The sequence below is a fragment of the Pantoea osteomyelitidis genome (assembly GCF_044342975.1).
Lineage (GTDB): Bacteria > Pseudomonadota > Gammaproteobacteria > Enterobacterales > Enterobacteriaceae > Pantoea > Pantoea osteomyelitidis.
Genome location: NZ_JBGFSN010000004.1, coordinates 937,594 through 952,568, shown reverse-complemented (window position 1 = coordinate 952,568; position 14,975 = coordinate 937,594). Strand labels below are relative to the sequence as shown.

The 14,975-nt window shown below is 52.8% G+C and carries 16 protein-coding genes; 5 read left to right on the top strand and 11 right to left on the bottom strand.

The annotated features are described in order from the left end of the window. Window positions 1–56 precede the first annotated feature (56 nt). Entirely contained in the window at window positions 57–659 is a 603-nt protein-coding gene (locus ABU178_RS09615) for a helix-turn-helix domain-containing protein (RefSeq protein ID WP_397214211.1), read from the bottom strand. 110 nt (window positions 660–769) lie between these two features. Further along, window positions 770–1,537 (bottom strand): ABC transporter substrate-binding protein, encoded by a 768-nt coding sequence (locus tag ABU178_RS09610; protein WP_397214209.1) that lies wholly within the window; start codon window positions 1,535–1,537, stop codon window positions 770–772. A 286-nt stretch (window positions 1,538–1,823) separates the two neighbouring features. Here ABU178_RS09610 and ABU178_RS09605 point away from each other — a divergent pair, with 286 nt between their 5' ends. The 4 genes from ABU178_RS09605 (at window position 1,824) to gstA (ending at window position 6,161) form a co-directional block, all read left to right on the top strand. Then, window positions 1,824–2,474, top strand: coding sequence for an amino acid ABC transporter permease (locus tag ABU178_RS09605; RefSeq protein ID WP_397214207.1), 651 nt, complete (start codon window positions 1,824–1,826; stop codon window positions 2,472–2,474). A 1-nt stretch (window position 2,475) separates the two neighbouring features. After that, window positions 2,476–3,246, top strand: coding sequence for an amino acid ABC transporter ATP-binding protein (locus ABU178_RS09600; RefSeq protein WP_397214205.1), 771 nt, complete (start codon window positions 2,476–2,478; stop codon window positions 3,244–3,246). 654 nt (window positions 3,247–3,900) lie between these two features. Then, window positions 3,901–5,406, top strand: a complete 1,506-nt coding sequence (gene dtpA / locus ABU178_RS09595) for a dipeptide/tripeptide permease DtpA (protein WP_397214203.1) — start codon at window positions 3,901–3,903, stop codon at window positions 5,404–5,406. A gap of 149 nt (window positions 5,407–5,555) precedes the next feature. Then, complete coding sequence (gene gstA / locus ABU178_RS09590) at window positions 5,556–6,161, top strand: glutathione transferase GstA (protein ID WP_397214201.1); 606 nt, start codon at window positions 5,556–5,558, stop codon at window positions 6,159–6,161. A 44-nt stretch (window positions 6,162–6,205) separates the two neighbouring features. Here the strand turns inward: gstA and pdxY are convergent, their stop codons facing one another. From pdxY to anmK, 7 genes are all read right to left on the bottom strand, one after another. Beyond that, a complete protein-coding gene (gene pdxY, locus ABU178_RS09585) occupies window positions 6,206–7,066 on the bottom strand; it encodes a pyridoxal kinase PdxY (RefSeq protein ID WP_397214199.1) in 861 nt (286 codons plus the stop codon). A gap of 53 nt (window positions 7,067–7,119) precedes the next feature. After that, the gene (gene tyrS / locus ABU178_RS09580) at window positions 7,120–8,394 is read right to left on the bottom strand and encodes a tyrosine--tRNA ligase (protein WP_397214197.1); all 1,275 of its coding nucleotides are present in this window, start codon (window positions 8,392–8,394) and stop codon (window positions 7,120–7,122) included. A 138-nt stretch (window positions 8,395–8,532) separates the two neighbouring features. Next, window positions 8,533–9,189, bottom strand: a complete 657-nt coding sequence (pdxH, locus tag ABU178_RS09575) for a pyridoxamine 5'-phosphate oxidase (protein ID WP_397214195.1) — start codon at window positions 9,187–9,189, stop codon at window positions 8,533–8,535. Window positions 9,190–9,245: 56 nt separating this feature from the next. Beyond that, a complete protein-coding gene (locus tag ABU178_RS09570) occupies window positions 9,246–9,560 on the bottom strand; it encodes an MliC family protein (RefSeq protein WP_397214193.1) in 315 nt (104 codons plus the stop codon). 124 nt (window positions 9,561–9,684) lie between these two features. Then, the gene (locus tag ABU178_RS09565; protein WP_397214190.1) at window positions 9,685–10,890 is read right to left on the bottom strand and encodes an FAD-dependent oxidoreductase; all 1,206 of its coding nucleotides are present in this window, start codon (window positions 10,888–10,890) and stop codon (window positions 9,685–9,687) included. 378 nt (window positions 10,891–11,268) lie between these two features. Continuing rightward, window positions 11,269–11,595, bottom strand: coding sequence for an anti-adapter protein IraP (gene iraP / locus ABU178_RS09560; RefSeq protein ID WP_397214188.1), 327 nt, complete (start codon window positions 11,593–11,595; stop codon window positions 11,269–11,271). Window positions 11,596–11,801: 206 nt separating this feature from the next. Further along, window positions 11,802–12,923 (bottom strand): anhydro-N-acetylmuramic acid kinase, encoded by a 1,122-nt coding sequence (gene anmK / locus ABU178_RS09555; protein ID WP_397214186.1) that lies wholly within the window; start codon window positions 12,921–12,923, stop codon window positions 11,802–11,804. Window positions 12,924–13,204: 281 nt separating this feature from the next. Here anmK and slyB point away from each other — a divergent pair, with 281 nt between their 5' ends. Continuing rightward, window positions 13,205–13,672 (top strand): outer membrane lipoprotein SlyB, encoded by a 468-nt coding sequence (gene slyB / locus ABU178_RS09550; RefSeq protein ID WP_397214184.1) that lies wholly within the window; start codon window positions 13,205–13,207, stop codon window positions 13,670–13,672. A 38-nt stretch (window positions 13,673–13,710) separates the two neighbouring features. Here slyB and slyA read toward each other — a convergent pair whose 3' ends face one another. Beyond that, entirely contained in the window at window positions 13,711–14,148 is a 438-nt protein-coding gene (gene slyA / locus ABU178_RS09545) for a transcriptional regulator SlyA (RefSeq protein WP_397214183.1), read from the bottom strand. Window positions 14,149–14,373: 225 nt separating this feature from the next. Next, window positions 14,374–14,841, bottom strand: coding sequence for a hypothetical protein (locus ABU178_RS09540; RefSeq protein WP_397214181.1), 468 nt, complete (start codon window positions 14,839–14,841; stop codon window positions 14,374–14,376). Between the last annotated feature and the right edge of the window lie 134 nt (window positions 14,842–14,975).

Sequence of the window (14,975 nt, the reverse complement as noted above, 5' to 3'; positions counted from 1 at the left end):
ATGAATTCGCCTCGACAGCGGGTGCGGGCCTGGGTTGAAAATCGGAACGCCACCGCCTAAAGGTGATTGTTTGGCTTGATATGCATAATCCATAACACCTGCGCTTCCGCATCGGTGTGGTTAAAAACGTTATGCATCAGATTGCTTTTGAACTGAAAACTGTCGCCGGGGTAAAGCACCGTTTCGTCACCCTCTATTTCCAGCGTCAGTTCGCCGCTGATTAATAAGCCCGCCTTTTCACCGTAACCAATCAGCATTTCATCGGAACGTACGCCGGATGGAATGGCGATCAGCATAAACTGGATATCGTGCTCCCCCTGCGGGGAGAGCATCTCTTTGGCGATCCCCTTTTTCCCCACATGAAAATGCGGACGGTCAGATTGCCGACGCACATAGTGTTCCGCGCCGCGCACGGGTAACGTCTCCGGCTCCAGAAATGCCATCAGCGGTACGTTGAACACGCGCCGCAGCTGCTCAAGCATCCTGACCGTGGGATTCGTAAGATTGCGTTCAATCTGACTGATGGTTCCCGCTGAGACGCCAGCTAAAGCGGCTAACTCGCTGATGGTCATATTGCGCGCTTTGCGCATCTGCTTTAACCGCACGCCAATATCCGCTTCCAGCGAATTTGTCTTGTTATCCTGTTCCGTTTCGTTCATTCAACGTTACCTGCCGGGAGAAAACCTTTGGCCAATAAAATAAAGAATACGCATGCTTTATTAAATTTTTTACTGCTGACAGGTTGAACTCCCGGCGTTAATTGATTTTGCTACGGCATATTCCATTTTGTTTTCAGGGAGGCCAGCGTGCCGTCTGCTTTCATCTCGGTGAGCGCCGCATTGATTTTTGCTAACAGGGCGTCATTGCCTTTTTTCACGCCAAAGGCCATGGGGGAAACAGATTCAGGCTGATAGCCGTCAACCACATGCATCCCTTTCATACTGCCTGCTTTTTCCTGAGCTTTGATAATGGGATAGTCATTCATTCCGGCAGCGACGCGGCCAAGCGAAATATCACGCGTCATATCGGCCGGGCTGTCATAGAGTTTTACCTCTTTCGCGATCCCGCTCTCGATCAGCTTCTGCGAATAGTCGGTTCCGGTCATGCTGCCCACGACCTCGCCTTTAAGATCTTTCCAGGAGTGATAGGTTTTTTTATTATCATCCCGGACAATCAGCCCGGCGCCGAATGCCGTCACATCCTGTGAAAAGGCGATGCGTTTTGCACGCTGTTCAGTCGGCGTCATGCCCGCAACGATCATGTCGATTTTTCCTGCCATCACTGACTGGATCAGCGTCGCGAAGGGCACAGCGGTAAAATTTACGTCCAGATGTTGGCGTCTGGCTACCTCATGCGCCACGTCAGGCATAAAACCTTCAATCTTGCCTGTTTTGGTATCAAGGAAAGTGGTAGGCGCGCTTGAGGGGGGCGAACCCGCCGTCAGGACTGCCGCTTGCGCACTCATACCGGATACCATCAATAGCGCCACCGCAAAACCACGACTGACTCGGTTAAGTTTCAAAACAGGTTGCTGCATGAAAAACTCCTTTCGTGGATACGTGAAAAATAAGGAAGGCCGGCTTTTCAATATAATGAATTTCATGGTCTCGCTGTCAACCTTTTAATTAAAAAAATCACTTTCATTTTATTTTTTAGCTAACTCATTGTTAATAAAATAAAATAAAGAAAATCATCCGGTAATAAGCAAAGCCTATGCAATAAACGGATTATCGGATTGACAGCAGCGTAGTCGCGCGTGATATTCATTTAAATGAAGAGGGGCCGTAGCGGTTTCGCAACAGACAAAGGCAGAGGAGAACATTATGGACTGGAGTAGCATCCACACCTATTTACCCTTTTTGCTTCAGGGTGCCGAGATGACCATTTCCATCACCCTGCTGTCATTGGTTATCAGCACCCCGCTGGGATTATTGTGGGCGGCAGCCAAAATGAGTTCCTGGAAAATAATCTCATGGCCGGTCTCGGTGATTATTAATATCACCCGCGGTCTGCCGATGATTGTGGTGCTTTTCTATATCTACTTTGTTTTCCCGGATATCGGCATTACGCTCACTTCATTTCAGGCCAGCGTTATCGGTATCGCTTTCTGTTTCTCCACCTATATTGCCGAGATATTCCGTTCCGGTATTGAGTCCGTGGATCGCGGACAGTTTGAAGCGGCCCGTTCAATAGGCATGAGTTTCGCCAAAGCGATGCGTCGCGTGGTGCTGCCTCAGGCTTTTCACGTTGCGCTGCCGCCCTACAGCAATACGCTGGTAATGATGCTGAAAGATTCCGCACTGGCTTCAACCATTGCCGTGACGGAAATGACTCGTCAGGGACAGCTGATTGCCGCCTCGACTTTCGATAACACCACGGTTTACACCCTGGTCGCCCTACTCTATCTGGTGCTTTGCCTGCCGTTGATGGCGCTCACCAAACGGTTGGAAACCCGCCAGGTAAAAGGAGTCTGAGATGATTGAGATTGTGGACGTTCATAAGCGCTTTGCGCATGTTGAAGTGTTGAAAGGAGTAAGCTTCAGCGTCAAAAAAGGCGAAGTGGTCTGTTTGATTGGGCCGTCGGGATCGGGTAAATCGACGCTGTTACGCTGTATCAACGGTCTTGAAACCTACGAAGAAGGCGAGATTCGCGTGCTGGGCCAGCGTGTCGCCAGCCATGACAAAAGCATTAACGACCTGCGTCGCCAGATTGGCATGGTTTTCCAGCGCTTTAATCTGTTTCCCCATCGCACCGTGCTGGAAAATGTGATGGAGGGGCCAATTTATGTAAATGGCGAGTCGCGCGCGGTAGCGGAAAAACGGGGTAAAGAGCTGCTTGCGCTGGTGGGGCTGGCAGACAAGATTAATGCCTGGCCCACGCAGCTTTCAGGCGGACAACAGCAGCGCGTCGCCATTGCGCGCACCCTGGCGTTACAACCTCAGGCGATACTTTTTGACGAGCCGACCTCTGCCCTCGATCCGGAGCTGGTGGGAGAAGTGCTTAGCGTGATGCGCAAGCTGGCCAGCGAAGGGATGACCATGGTGGTCGTCACGCATGAAATGCAGTTTGCGCGCGAAGTGGCCGACCGCGTTTGCTTTTTACACAGCGGGCGGATTGTGGAAGAAGGCCCGGCTGAAGCTGTGCTGGGCGCGCCCAGGGAAGCACGCACCCAGGATTTTCTGAAACGCGTGTTAGGTACGACTGAGGCGGAGACGCTCTGTCGTCATTGTCGGCAGATCGCCTGAACAGATTGACCCGATAGCCGGAGCGTTAACAGGCCGGCTACCAACCCGCCGCTTTCCGCCTTTAGACTGTGCAGCCTGAAGTCAGGCAACCCTGTGTTCTTCTGTCTTCCCGTTTCAGCTGAAATCCGGTCAGATGGCATTTCCGTTGGAATTTAATCGGGCGAAGCGGCGGCACGCAAACGTTTTCTTTTTTAATCATTAAAATTAATTCATTATTTTGTGACTGAGATCAAGGGTTTGTCTGCCTGACAGCTAAATACCGCGCTTCAGCCTGTTTTTCCGCTTTTTATGCCAGTTTTTCCGCCCTTGTGACGATAGTTTCCTGTTTTTTATTCTTCCGATAATCATTCCTGCTTTAGAAAACGCCTGTGGTAGTTAATGTTAGCTTGTTGCCTCGCGACGCCTGCAAACCCACCGTTTATTCTGATATAATCCCTCTTAATGGAATTTATAACCGTTTACTACTGTGCATTTACCTCTTAAACCCTGCCAGCGTGCGGTATTGCAGCGAGTAAAAAATTCTTGCCCTGCTGCTCTTAATCAGCCAAATTAGGCGCCGTTTTTCCCATCGTATAACAAGGTCGCGCATGGAAATCTGTCATGACGACGACTTAATTCCTGTCACGAAACAGGCATGAAAAAACTGAGGTACAAGTGTCAACTGCAAACAAACACACTGATGAGGCGGTCAGCCTCAATGCGTTCAGACAGCCAAAAGCGTTTTACCTGATCTTCTCCATTGAGCTTTGGGAACGTTTCGGCTACTACGGTCTGCAAGCGATCATGGCGGTCTATCTGGTAAAACAGCTGGGTATGTCTGAATCTGATTCCATAACGCTCTTCTCCTCGTTCAGCGCCATGGTTTATGGCCTGGTGGCGATTGGCGGCTGGCTGGGCGACAAGGTGCTGGGCACCAAACGCGTGATTGTGCTCGGCGTGCTGGTGCTGGCGATCGGCTACGCGCTGGTGGCGTTCTCCGGTCATCACACCAATATCGTCTATTTCGGTATGGCGACCATCGCGGTAGGCAGCGGGCTGTTTAAGGCTAACCCCTCTTCTCTGCTCTCGACCTGCTATGAGAAAGACGATCCGCGTCTCGACGGCGCATTCACCATGTTCTATATGTCGATCAACATCGGCTCGCTCTTCTCAATGATGCTGACGCCCTGGCTGGCGGCGAAATATGGCTGGAGTGTGGCCTTCTCGCTTTCGGTTGTAGGTCTGGTGATTACGCTGCTGAACTTCCTGTTCTGCAAACGTCTGGTGAAGAATTTTGGTTCAAAACCAGACTTCGCGCCGCTACAGGTGAGTAAACTGCTGGCAACCCTGGCGGGCATTGTGGTGCTGGTGGCGCTGGCCGCCTGGCTGCTGCATCATCAATCCATCGCGCGCATTACGCTGGCGGTGATTGCGCTGGGCATCGTGCTGATTTTTGCCAAAGAAGCCTTTTCGCTGCATGGCGCGCCGCGTCGTAAAATGATCGTCGCCTTTCTGATGATGGTGGAAGCGATCGTGTTCTTTGTGCTTTATATGCAGATGCCGACCTCGCTGAACTTCTTTGCCATTCGCAACGTCGAGCACAGCATTCTTGGTATCGCCTTTGAGCCGGAACAGTTCCAGGCGCTGAATCCCTTCTGGATTATGCTCGCCAGCCCGATTCTTGCCGCCGTGTATAACAAACTGGGCGATCGTCTGCCGATGCCGCATAAGTTTGCTATCGGCATGGTGCTCTGCTCCGGCGCTTTCCTGGTGCTGCCGCTGGGGGCGAAATTCGCCAACGAACTGGGTATCGTCTCCGTTAACTGGCTGATCTTAAGCTACGCGCTGCAAAGTATCGGTGAGCTGATGATCTCCGGCCTCGGTCTGGCGATGGTGGCGCAGCTGGTGCCGCAGCGTCTGATGGGCTTTATTATGGGTTCCTGGTTCCTGACTACCGCCGGTGCGGCAGTGATTGCCGGTAAGGTCGCCAACCTGATGGCGGTGCCGGATAATGTTACCGACCCACTGGTGTCGCTGAGCACCTATAGCCAGGTCTTCCAGCAGATCGGCATCGCCACGGCGGTGATCGCGCTGCTGATGCTGGTCACCGCGCCGCTGCTCAACCGCATGACGCAAAATGATCCGCAGCCCGGCTTACGCAAAGCCGATGCGAAAAGCTGATATCACTAAGCCGGGAGATTCCCGGCTTTTTTATGCGCTCTTCCCCCCTTGCCCAATACCAGAAAATGGCTTTCCCGATCCCGGTCACTGGTAAATTCGCGCCAGCGAATTATGCTGCTAAGATCGGTTAGTCACGCGAGGATCCCATCATGAAGCTTTATTGCAAGGCAGGCGCCTGTTCACTCTCTCCCCATATCGTTATGCGCGAATGCGGACTCGATTTCACTCAGGTTAATGTGGATCTGGTCAACAAAAAAACCGAGCAGGGACAGGATTACTGGCAAATCAATCCCAAAGGTCAGGTGCCGACGCTACAGTTTGACGACGGTACGGTGCTGACGGAGGGGGTAGCGATTGTGCAATATCTGGCGGACCAGAAGCCGGATCGCCATCTGCTGGCCCCGGTTGGCAGCCTGACACGCTATCAGACGCTGGCGTGGCTGAGTTATATCGGCACCGAGCTGCATAAATCCTTTACGCCGCTTTTCAGACCCGACACGCCGGAAGCGTACAAGCCGCTGGTGCGTCAGCAGTTAGAAAAGAAATTTCACTATGTGAATAGCGCGCTGCAGGAGAAGCACTGGCTGATGGGGCTGCGCTTCAGCATCGCCGACGCCTATCTCTATGTGATAGTGCGTTGGGCAAAGGCGGTAAAACTCGATTTGAGCGGGCTGGATGCGCTGGAAACCTGGTTTCAGCGAGTAAGCGAGCGGCCCGCCGTGCAGGCGGCACTGAGAGCGGAAGGATTAAGCTGAGCCGTTGAGCGATGCCGGGCCGATATCCGTCGGCCCGACGGGAGTTACAGCTTCTCTGCGGCGAAATGCTGAGTCGGTTTCGCAATCGCGTCCTGCGCCGCAACCAGCTGGAGTTCATATTCGCCCATCGCGTGGGTGGTCAGCATGACCTCGTACACCGCTGCGGTAACATGCTCAAGCGCTTCCTGCAGTCCCTTTCCATGCAGCAGGTTGACTAACAGCAGGCCGCTGGTCAGGTCGCCGACGCCTACCGGCTGACGCACGCCAAAGTCCACCAGCGGACGGCTGATATGCCAGGCTTCATCGGCGGTCACCAGCAGCATTTCAAAACGATCGCTGCGGCGTCCGGCGCGGGCCAGGTGTTTCACCAGCACCACTTTGGGTCCTGTCGCGATCAGCTCGCGCGCGGCGGCGACCGATTCGTCGATATTCGCGACCGTTTTTCCACTGAGCATCTCCAGCTCCAGCAGATTAGGGGCGATGATATCACTGGCCGGCAAGGCGGACTTACAGTGAAACTCCGCCACGCCGGGCGCAACGATACAGCCTTTTTCCGGATGACCCATCACCGGATCGCAGAAATACCAGGCATTGGGGTTGGCCGCTTTGACCTGGCGCACGATCTCCAGAATCTGCTCGCCCTGCTCGGCCGAGCCGAGATAGCCGCTCAGCACCGCGTCGCAGGTTTTTAGCCGATCGATATCGGCAATGCCTTTCACGATCTCCGTCAGATGGGTGGCGGGCATCACCGTGCCGGTCCAGTGACCGTACTGGGTGTGGTTGGAAAACTGAACGGTATTCAATGGCCAGACGTTAGCGCCCATGCGACGCATGGGAAATTCGGCGGCGCTGTTGCCGGCATGGCCATAAACAACATGAGACTGGATTGCGAGAATATTTTTCATAAGTCACCAAATGCCTTGCCATAAAAAAGGGCCGGAATCCGGCCCTGAAGCGATTATTTCCAGTTCACCAGACAGTAATGTTTTTTACCGCGACGCAGCAGCGTGAAGCGGCCAAACAATTTATCCTGGTCGGTGAAGCGGTACTCGGCGTCGGACTGCTTTTCGCCGTTAACCGCGACCGCGTTGGAGCCGATCATGGTGCGCGCCTGTCCACGCGACGGCACCAGTCCGGCATTCACCAGCGCCTGCTGAAGATCGTCATCCGCACTCAGCGTGATGGTTGGCATGCCGTCCTGCGCCAGCTGTTCGAAATCCGCTTCGTTCATCTCGCTCAGCGAGCCGGAGAAAAGGCTCTCGGTGATACGCTTCGCCGCCGCCAGCCCCTCTTCACCATGCACCAGACGCGTGACCTGCTCGGCCAGCACATACTGCGCGCGCGGCGCGGCGCCGCTGTTTTTGTCAGTCTCTTCCAGCGCGTTGATCTCTTCAATGCTCAGGAAGGTGAAGAATTTCAGGAAGCGATAAACATCCGCATCCGCGGTGTTGATCCAGAACTGATAGAACTTATACGGGCTGGTTTTCTTCGCGTCGAGCCAGACCGCGCCGCCTTCGGTTTTACCGAATTTGGTGCCATCAGACTTGGTGATCAACGGAACGGTCAGACCGAATACCTGATTCTGATGCAAACGACGCGTGAGATCGATGCCGGAGGTGATGTTGCCCCATTGATCGGAACCGCCGATCTGTAGCGCCACGCCGTGCAGTTTGTTCAGACAGGCGAAATCGTAGCCCTGCAACAGGTTGTAAGAGAATTCGGTGAACGAGATCCCCTGATCGTCACGGTTCAGGCGTTGCTTTACCGCTTCCTTGTTAATCATCTGGTTAACAGAGAAGTGCTTGCCGATATCACGCAGGAAGGTCAGCACGTTCATGCCGCCGAACCAGTCGTAGTTATTGGCGGCGATGGCGCTGTTGTCGCCACAGTCAAAATCAAGGAAAGGGGCAACCTGCTGGCGGATTTTTTCGACCCACTCGTTCACGGTGTCCGTGGTGTTAAGTTTGCGTTCTGCTGCTTTAAAGCTGGGATCGCCAATCAGACCGGTGGCACCACCCACCAGCGCAACCGGCTTATGTCCTGCGTCCTGAAAGCGTTTCAGGCAGAGCAGCGGCACCAGATGGCCCAAATGCAAGCTGTCAGCAGTCGGATCAAAGCCGCAATAGAGCGCGATTGGCCCTTGCGCCAGTCGCTCTGCTAACGCTTCCTCGTCCGTTACCTGGGCGATAAGGCCCCGTTCTTGCAATTGTTGTATCAGGTTACTGCTGGTCATCACTGACTCCAAATTGATCAGACTGCACCTATGCTGGTACACAGCTTTCCGCTGAGATGCGGAAGTAAAAAAAGAAGGCACATAGCATAAAGCGCCGACGCTTTCTGTGCCAGCGCTGAAAAGCACTAAACTTCAGGATCAGGGAGCGAGACGGTCGATTTTCCAGCCTTCAGCATCTCGCTGATAGATAAAACGATCGTGCAGACGATGCGCGCCGCCCTGCCAGAACTCCATGGTGTGGAATTTAACGCGGTATCCACCCCAGAAGCTGGGCAACGGGATATCGCCCTGCTGGAACTTCTGCTTGAGTTCTAGGAACTTACCTTCCAGCACGCCGCGCGCGGAGATACGGCTTGACTGTTTCGACACCCAGGCGCCGATCTGGCTTTCACGCGGACGGCTCTGGAAATATTTCAGCACCTCCAGCGGCGTGAGCTTTTCCACCTCTCCCAGCACCATCACCTGACGCTCAAGAAAATGCCACGGGAAGTGCAGCGAAATGCGCGGATTTTGCGCCAGATGTAGCGCCTTGCGGCTGCCGAGATTGGTGTAAAACAGCATGCCGTCGTCGTCATAATGCTTGAGCAGGACGATGCGCTGATACGGCTGGCCCTGTTGATCAACGGTCGCTACCGTCATCGCCGTGGGGTCAGGCATCTGCGCTTCACAAGCCTGGCTTAACCAAAGCCCGAACAGCTCAAGGGGATCCGCGGGCAGATCCTTACGGCGCAGCCCGCCACGCGTATATTCACGCCGCAGATGGGCAATATGATGCAGATTGTCGCTTTCGCTCATGATTTCAGCTCTTCATTTTCGCCGGATAAGCCTGGGCTCTCCGTGATTTCAACGTTTCAGCCGCCGCTTTGCAGCTGGCAATCGTTGACCACAATTTTATTGTTACGCTCGATAAAGGCGCCGTTGCCTTTAGACCAGAAAACATAGTTGCCGTCGCTGTAGCGCGTGCCGGAAGCGGACAGAGTTTGCTTCAGCGTTAACGGCACGCCATCCATAATAAAGCTGACCTGCTGCTGCGCGTTATCCTGGGTTACGGTGAGCGGCAGCGTGCCGCAGGTGTAACGCAGGGTTTTCGGCTGCTCGGCCTGTTTATTCATCATGCCGCAGCCTGAAAGCAGCAGCACAGCCACAATGGATACGCTTCTCATCATAACCGGTTCTCCTTAGCGATCGTAGTGAGCATTATATGAAGGAATATATCTGAAGTAAGGGAGCGTCGCGGTTATTCAGATCATTGATCGCAAAACGAAACATTTGGACAATCAAAGCGTACGCTCAGACAACGCTTTTCGGTTTTTCCGTTCTGAAACCTAATCCAATCAGGCGGCCAAACACAAAGCGCAACACGGGAAAGCGGCGAATAATCGTGGGCATGTTGCTTTTGCGTGTTGATTTGCCCTTGTTGCTGCTCATTTTGATCTGCAAAAACTGCGTCGCCACGGTAGGAAACTGGCGTCGTTTCTGCACTTTTTCCAGATCGCTCAGCTGCACATCGCCTTTTAACAGCGGTGTCGTCAGATAATTGGCAGTGGCGACCGCATCCTGAATCGCCAGATTCACGCCGACCCCGCCAATGGGCGACATCGCGTGCGCGGCGTCGCCGATGCAAAGCACACCGGGTTTCATCCACTTATCCAGCCGATCGATACGGATAGAGAGCAGCTTAAGCTGGTCCCATGCGCTGATTTCCGCCATACGTCTTTCATCGAATGGGGCAACGGCCGCGACATGTTGCTTGAGAGCCGCCAGCCCCGCCGCTTGTAGTGCGTCAAACTGACCCTTCTGGATAGTAAAACCGCATTGCCAGTAATCGCCGCGGTCGATAATGATAAAATTTTGCCGGGGGCCTTTATGCCCCATTCCCCATTTGGGATCGTTCTGTTGTTTGCTTAACCTGAACCAGATAACGTCTTTTGACGAGCCGAATTCCCGGCTGGTCAGCCCCGCTTTTTCCCTGACGGCGGAATGACGACCGTCTGCGCCGATAACCAGTTGAGAACGGATTCTGATAACACGCTTCTCTCTTACCGCTGTGATGCCTTTGATAACGCCATTTTCACAGATGAAGTCATCAAAGACGGTGGATTTCAGCAGCGTAAAACAGGGAAACTGACTGCTTTTATCAGCCAGAAAATTCAGAAAATCCCACTGCGGCATAAAGGCGATAAAGCGACACTGCACCGGCAGGCGCGAGAAATCCGCCATGGTCACTTCCTGCCCCGCCACCTCCGCCTGAAGCTTTTCTGCGCGCTGGTGCGGCAGCTGCAGCAGCGCCTCAAGCAAGCCAAGATGATGCATGATTTCCAGGGTGGAAGGATGAATGGTGTCGCCCCGAAAATCGCGCAGAAAATCAGCATGCTTTTCAGTCACTACCACGCGCAGGCCCGCGCGGGCAAGAAGATATCCCAGCATCAGCCCTGCCGGACCACCCCCGACAATACAGCAGTCCGCAGTAATAAATTCTGTAGAATCAGCTTCCACAACAGCTCCTTCAGGCAAACAGCTCATGATAATAATTATCATTTATGTATAGCGCTGATAGATTTTGCTTACCACTGGTTCAGTGAAAAATTCTGCGAGGAATGCGGTTTTTAATTGGAGAGCGTTGGATTCAGGTATGGCTGTTTAGCCCGGCGTAATGAAAAAATAAGAAGAGAGCCGTTCAGTTAGCTTAAACAGCCTTCTGACAATGCTGTAGCGTATCAAAAAGCGGGATGCAGAAAATTTTTTTACAAATAACACTTATTACTATAATGAGACGCTTCTGGCCAGGCCAGAAGCCCCCTGGTTAATTACATAATCAGTAAACTCATTGTTCAAATTGTAAGTTATCTTTTCGTGGTAGCCTTTGCGTCATTATTAAGCTTTCGCTTCAAACGGGCCTGACTTGCCGGAATTAAGAAAAGAGTTCTCATTGGCAATAGACTGAGAAACCTTAATGATTTCATTGAACTCTTTCAGAAGCAATTCAGCCTCAGGCTTGTAAGTCTCTTCCGGGTCGGTCACGATTGAATTAATCGCTTTATTCACGCTACTAATAAGCTCGGCAAGCCCCCCATTTTGCCCAATAGTTAATACTAATGCGCTCATTATCAGGGATTGCGCCTCTACACGAGCAGCCAGAAGTTTAGCTTCGGCATCCATCATGGAAATTTTGGCGAGCATGCTCAGGATAACGTTGTTCATAAAACCTCCTGGTAATAAACAGAACAAAAAAGCAATCCAAAGTTCGAACAAGATAAGCTTAGCCTAAAGCGATAATGTTTTACCAAGTGGTCATACCAGATAGTGTTATTCTGAATTTTATGTGTTTAATTTTTTATGGCTCTTTTCATAAAGGTGAAATAGAAAAAGTGACCAGAAGCCTGGTGTTCTTTGGTTAATAAAAGTGTTCAGCGCTCGAAAAAAGGATTCGCTGGAAAAATGGCGCCCAGCACGCTTTCGCCGCTGGCGCCCGTGACGGCGGGCAAATTGCCCGGCAGGCCGGAGAGCGTGCGAAACGCCAGCCAGGCAAACGCCAGCGCTTCCATGTCATCTCCGCTGATGCCCGCCGCGTCGGTAGTGCCCACTTCGGTGCCGGGAAGATGAGCGGCAAGACGCGCCATCAGCAGCGGATTTCGGCTACCACCGCCGCAAACCAGCAGACGATCGCAGCCATCGTGCAGCATCACCTGTTGCGCAATGCTGATGGCACTCAGCTCCGTCAGCGTTGTCTGAACATCCTGCGGTGCCAGGCCGGGGAAATGGCGTAGTTGCCGCTCAACCCAGCCGAGATTAAAGTATTCGCGCCCGGTGCTTTTCGGCGGCAGCAGAGCAAACCAGGGATCGCTTAACATTTGTTGCAGCAGCGGCGCAATAATCTGTCCGCTGCGCGCCCAGCTGGCGTCTTTGTCATAAGGAAGCCCTTTATGACGCCATATCCAGGCGTCGATCAGCATATTGCCTGGCCCGGTATCGAAGCCGCGCACAGGCTGGCCAGGCAGCAGCAGCGATAAATTGGCGATGCCGCCAATATTCAGCACCATACGCCGCTCAAAAGCATCCATTAACAGCGCCTGATGGAAGGCAGGCACCAGCGGAGCGCCCTGTCCGCCCAGCGCCATATCGCGCCGACGGAAATCACCTACCACGGTGACGCCAGTTGCCGCCACAATCTGGTTGTTATCGCCGATCTGCAAGGTATTAGGCGCGTCGCCGACTGGCTCATGCCAGACGGTCTGACCATGACAGCCGATGGCGACGATATCCTCGGCATCAAGCGCCTGCTGCTGCATCAGGGTCGTCACCGCCTCGGCAAAAAGTTTGCCAAGACGCGTATCAAGCTGTCCCAGCGTTGAGAGCGTCAGCGGCTGCCCCTGGCAAACAGCCAGTATTTCCTGGCGCAGCGCCAGCGGCATGGGATGACAATAGCTCGCCTGCTGCGCCACCATTTGCTCATCAATTACGGCGAGCACCACATCCACGCCATCCAGGCTGGTGCCCGACATTACGCCGATATAACGTCCTGATTTCATTGCGTTACCTTACTTCCCAACGGAAGAGAGAATCATATTTATAAGCCTGGCAAATAACACAGGCTAATTCTATGATTAAATTCCGTTTTTTTGTTACTCACGCCGCGTTTTTCCGCAGGGAAAACATTTTCAGCATAGTTGAATTATTGTTGAAGCCCGATAGTCTATGCTTCGGCATAGCCGTGTTTTATTCGGGCAGAGCGTAAACTGCCAGATTTGTGTCTTATACTCATCAGAGAATATGGCGAAAACCGGCGCATTTTTGGATAAAGGAGCTTCTGATGATCAAGCGTTTAGCAGCCGTAGCACTCACAGGCGTAATGCTGGCAGGCTGTACTAACAGCGACACGCTTTCCGGGGATGTATACAGTGCCAACGAAGCCAAACAGGTGCAGAGCGTTTCTTACGGTACACTGGTTTCTGTTCGCCCGGTGAAAATCCAGGGCGGCGATGAAAACAACGTGATTGGCGCTATTGGCGGCGCCGTGTTAGGCGGCTTCCTGGGTAATACCATCGGCGGCGGTTCGGGACGCAGTCTGGCGACGGCTGGCGGCGCGGTACTGGGCGGCGTTGCGGGTCAGGGCGTACAGGGCGCGGTCAATAAAACAGATGGTGTTGAGCTGGAGATCCGTAAGGATGACGGCAATACCATTATGGTCGTGCAGAAACAGGCCGCCAGTCGCTATTCTGTCGGCCAACGCGTGGTACTGGCGTCAAACGGCAGTCAGGTCACCGTTTCTCCTCGCTAACAACAAATAAAAAACCGACGCCTGTGCGTCGGTTTTTTTTATTTCTCTTTGTGCTGAAGTTCGAGAATGTTTTTCTCGAGCCGGGCAATAAGATTAACCATCTGGTTTATCTCTTCGCGACTGATGCCCGCCAGAATGTCATCACGCGTGGCATCGATGACATTTTCCACTTCTTCTATAATGGGTTCTGCCTGCCTGGTGAGTTTGATGCGTTTAGCCCGGCGATCGTTTGTACAGGTTGAACGCGTAATCAACCCTTTTTCTTCCAGCTGATCCAACGTACGCACCAGCGACGGCTGTTCAATGCCGATCGCTTTGGCCAGCTGAATTTGCGACTGCTCCGGCGGCAGTTGGTGAATATTGTGTAAGGTAACCCAGTGCGTCTGAGTCAGTTCAAGCGGCTTAAGCCGTTGATCAATCAACGCGCGCCAGATGCGCACCAGGCGAGCCAAATCCGTTCCAATAGGCGTGTCCATTTTATCTCCTTATAATTAGCTTGCTAGCTATCGACCCTGATTTTACACTATTTTGCGAGTTTACAGGACAAAATACAAATAGCAGGCGCAACAACTGATGTTAATCCCCGCATTTTTAAGCCAAAACCGCTAAATCAGGCTGAACAGCGCATCGTCAGTTGCAAAAGTTACACGGTAACGTCTGGCCCTGCTAAAATCGATCGCGCCGTGAGTATGCCCGCCCCTTTAGTGACAATATTGCGCCTGCTGGCGTTCAAAATCGCTTTGCAGCTGCTGCAGCGTTTTGTGATCTTCAAAACGGGTTTTATCGTGACTCGACGTCGGTTCGATCACCAACGCATTCTCTTCCGGCGAAAAGATAAAGCGGCGGGAAATATCTTCCCCGGTAAAGCTTTTCCCCACAATGGCGCCGCAAACCATCGTCATGGAGTGGCGATAGATCTGGGTGTTGGTAAAGTTGGTTTCGGTGGCGCTACGCAATACATGCTGGCATCCTTTCTGTTCCAGCCGATGCACGGTTTTGTCGCTCAGCCATTCGCGTCCTTTGGCTATTTTTTCACAGGCGTTGCGCATCGGATTGGTATCAATGGTGCGCTGTAGCTGTCTGCCGGTTTCGGTTATTAACTGCGTATCGTTTGGCCTGTCGCAACCCACCAGCAGCAGACACAGCATCAATGCGCCCGTTTTTCTCATTGTCCTCTTCCCTTGTCCCGCTTAACGTCACTCTTTTTGCCTGTTATCAATATCATAGGCCTGAACGGTAAAGGATGATATAGCCAGCAGGTAAACGGAAATAATATCGGGTTAAAGCAGAAGCAAAGACAGGA

Coding starts and splice junctions, on each gene's coding strand:
- ABU178_RS09540 (WP_397214181.1), bottom strand. CDS start 14,841: ATGAGAAAAACGGGCGCATTGATGCTGTGTCTGCTGCTGGTGGGTTGC.
- slyA (WP_397214183.1), bottom strand. CDS start 14,148: ATGGACACGCCTATTGGAACGGATTTGGCTCGCCTGGTGCGCATCTGG.
- ABU178_RS09605 (WP_397214207.1), top strand. CDS start 1,824: ATGGACTGGAGTAGCATCCACACCTATTTACCCTTTTTGCTTCAGGGT.
- gstA (WP_397214201.1), top strand. CDS start 5,556: ATGAAGCTTTATTGCAAGGCAGGCGCCTGTTCACTCTCTCCCCATATC.
- ABU178_RS09615 (WP_397214211.1), bottom strand. CDS start 659: ATGAACGAAACGGAACAGGATAACAAGACAAATTCGCTGGAAGCGGAT.
- ABU178_RS09570 (WP_397214193.1), bottom strand. CDS start 9,560: ATGATGAGAAGCGTATCCATTGTGGCTGTGCTGCTGCTTTCAGGCTGC.
- ABU178_RS09600 (WP_397214205.1), top strand. CDS start 2,476: ATGATTGAGATTGTGGACGTTCATAAGCGCTTTGCGCATGTTGAAGTG.
- anmK (WP_397214186.1), bottom strand. CDS start 12,923: ATGAAATCAGGACGTTATATCGGCGTAATGTCGGGCACCAGCCTGGAT.
- iraP (WP_397214188.1), bottom strand. CDS start 11,595: ATGAACAACGTTATCCTGAGCATGCTCGCCAAAATTTCCATGATGGAT.
- pdxH (WP_397214195.1), bottom strand. CDS start 9,189: ATGAGCGAAAGCGACAATCTGCATCATATTGCCCATCTGCGGCGTGAA.
- slyB (WP_397214184.1), top strand. CDS start 13,205: ATGATCAAGCGTTTAGCAGCCGTAGCACTCACAGGCGTAATGCTGGCA.
- pdxY (WP_397214199.1), bottom strand. CDS start 7,066: ATGAAAAATATTCTCGCAATCCAGTCTCATGTTGTTTATGGCCATGCC.
- ABU178_RS09610 (WP_397214209.1), bottom strand. CDS start 1,537: ATGCAGCAACCTGTTTTGAAACTTAACCGAGTCAGTCGTGGTTTTGCG.
- tyrS (WP_397214197.1), bottom strand. CDS start 8,394: ATGACCAGCAGTAACCTGATACAACAATTGCAAGAACGGGGCCTTATC.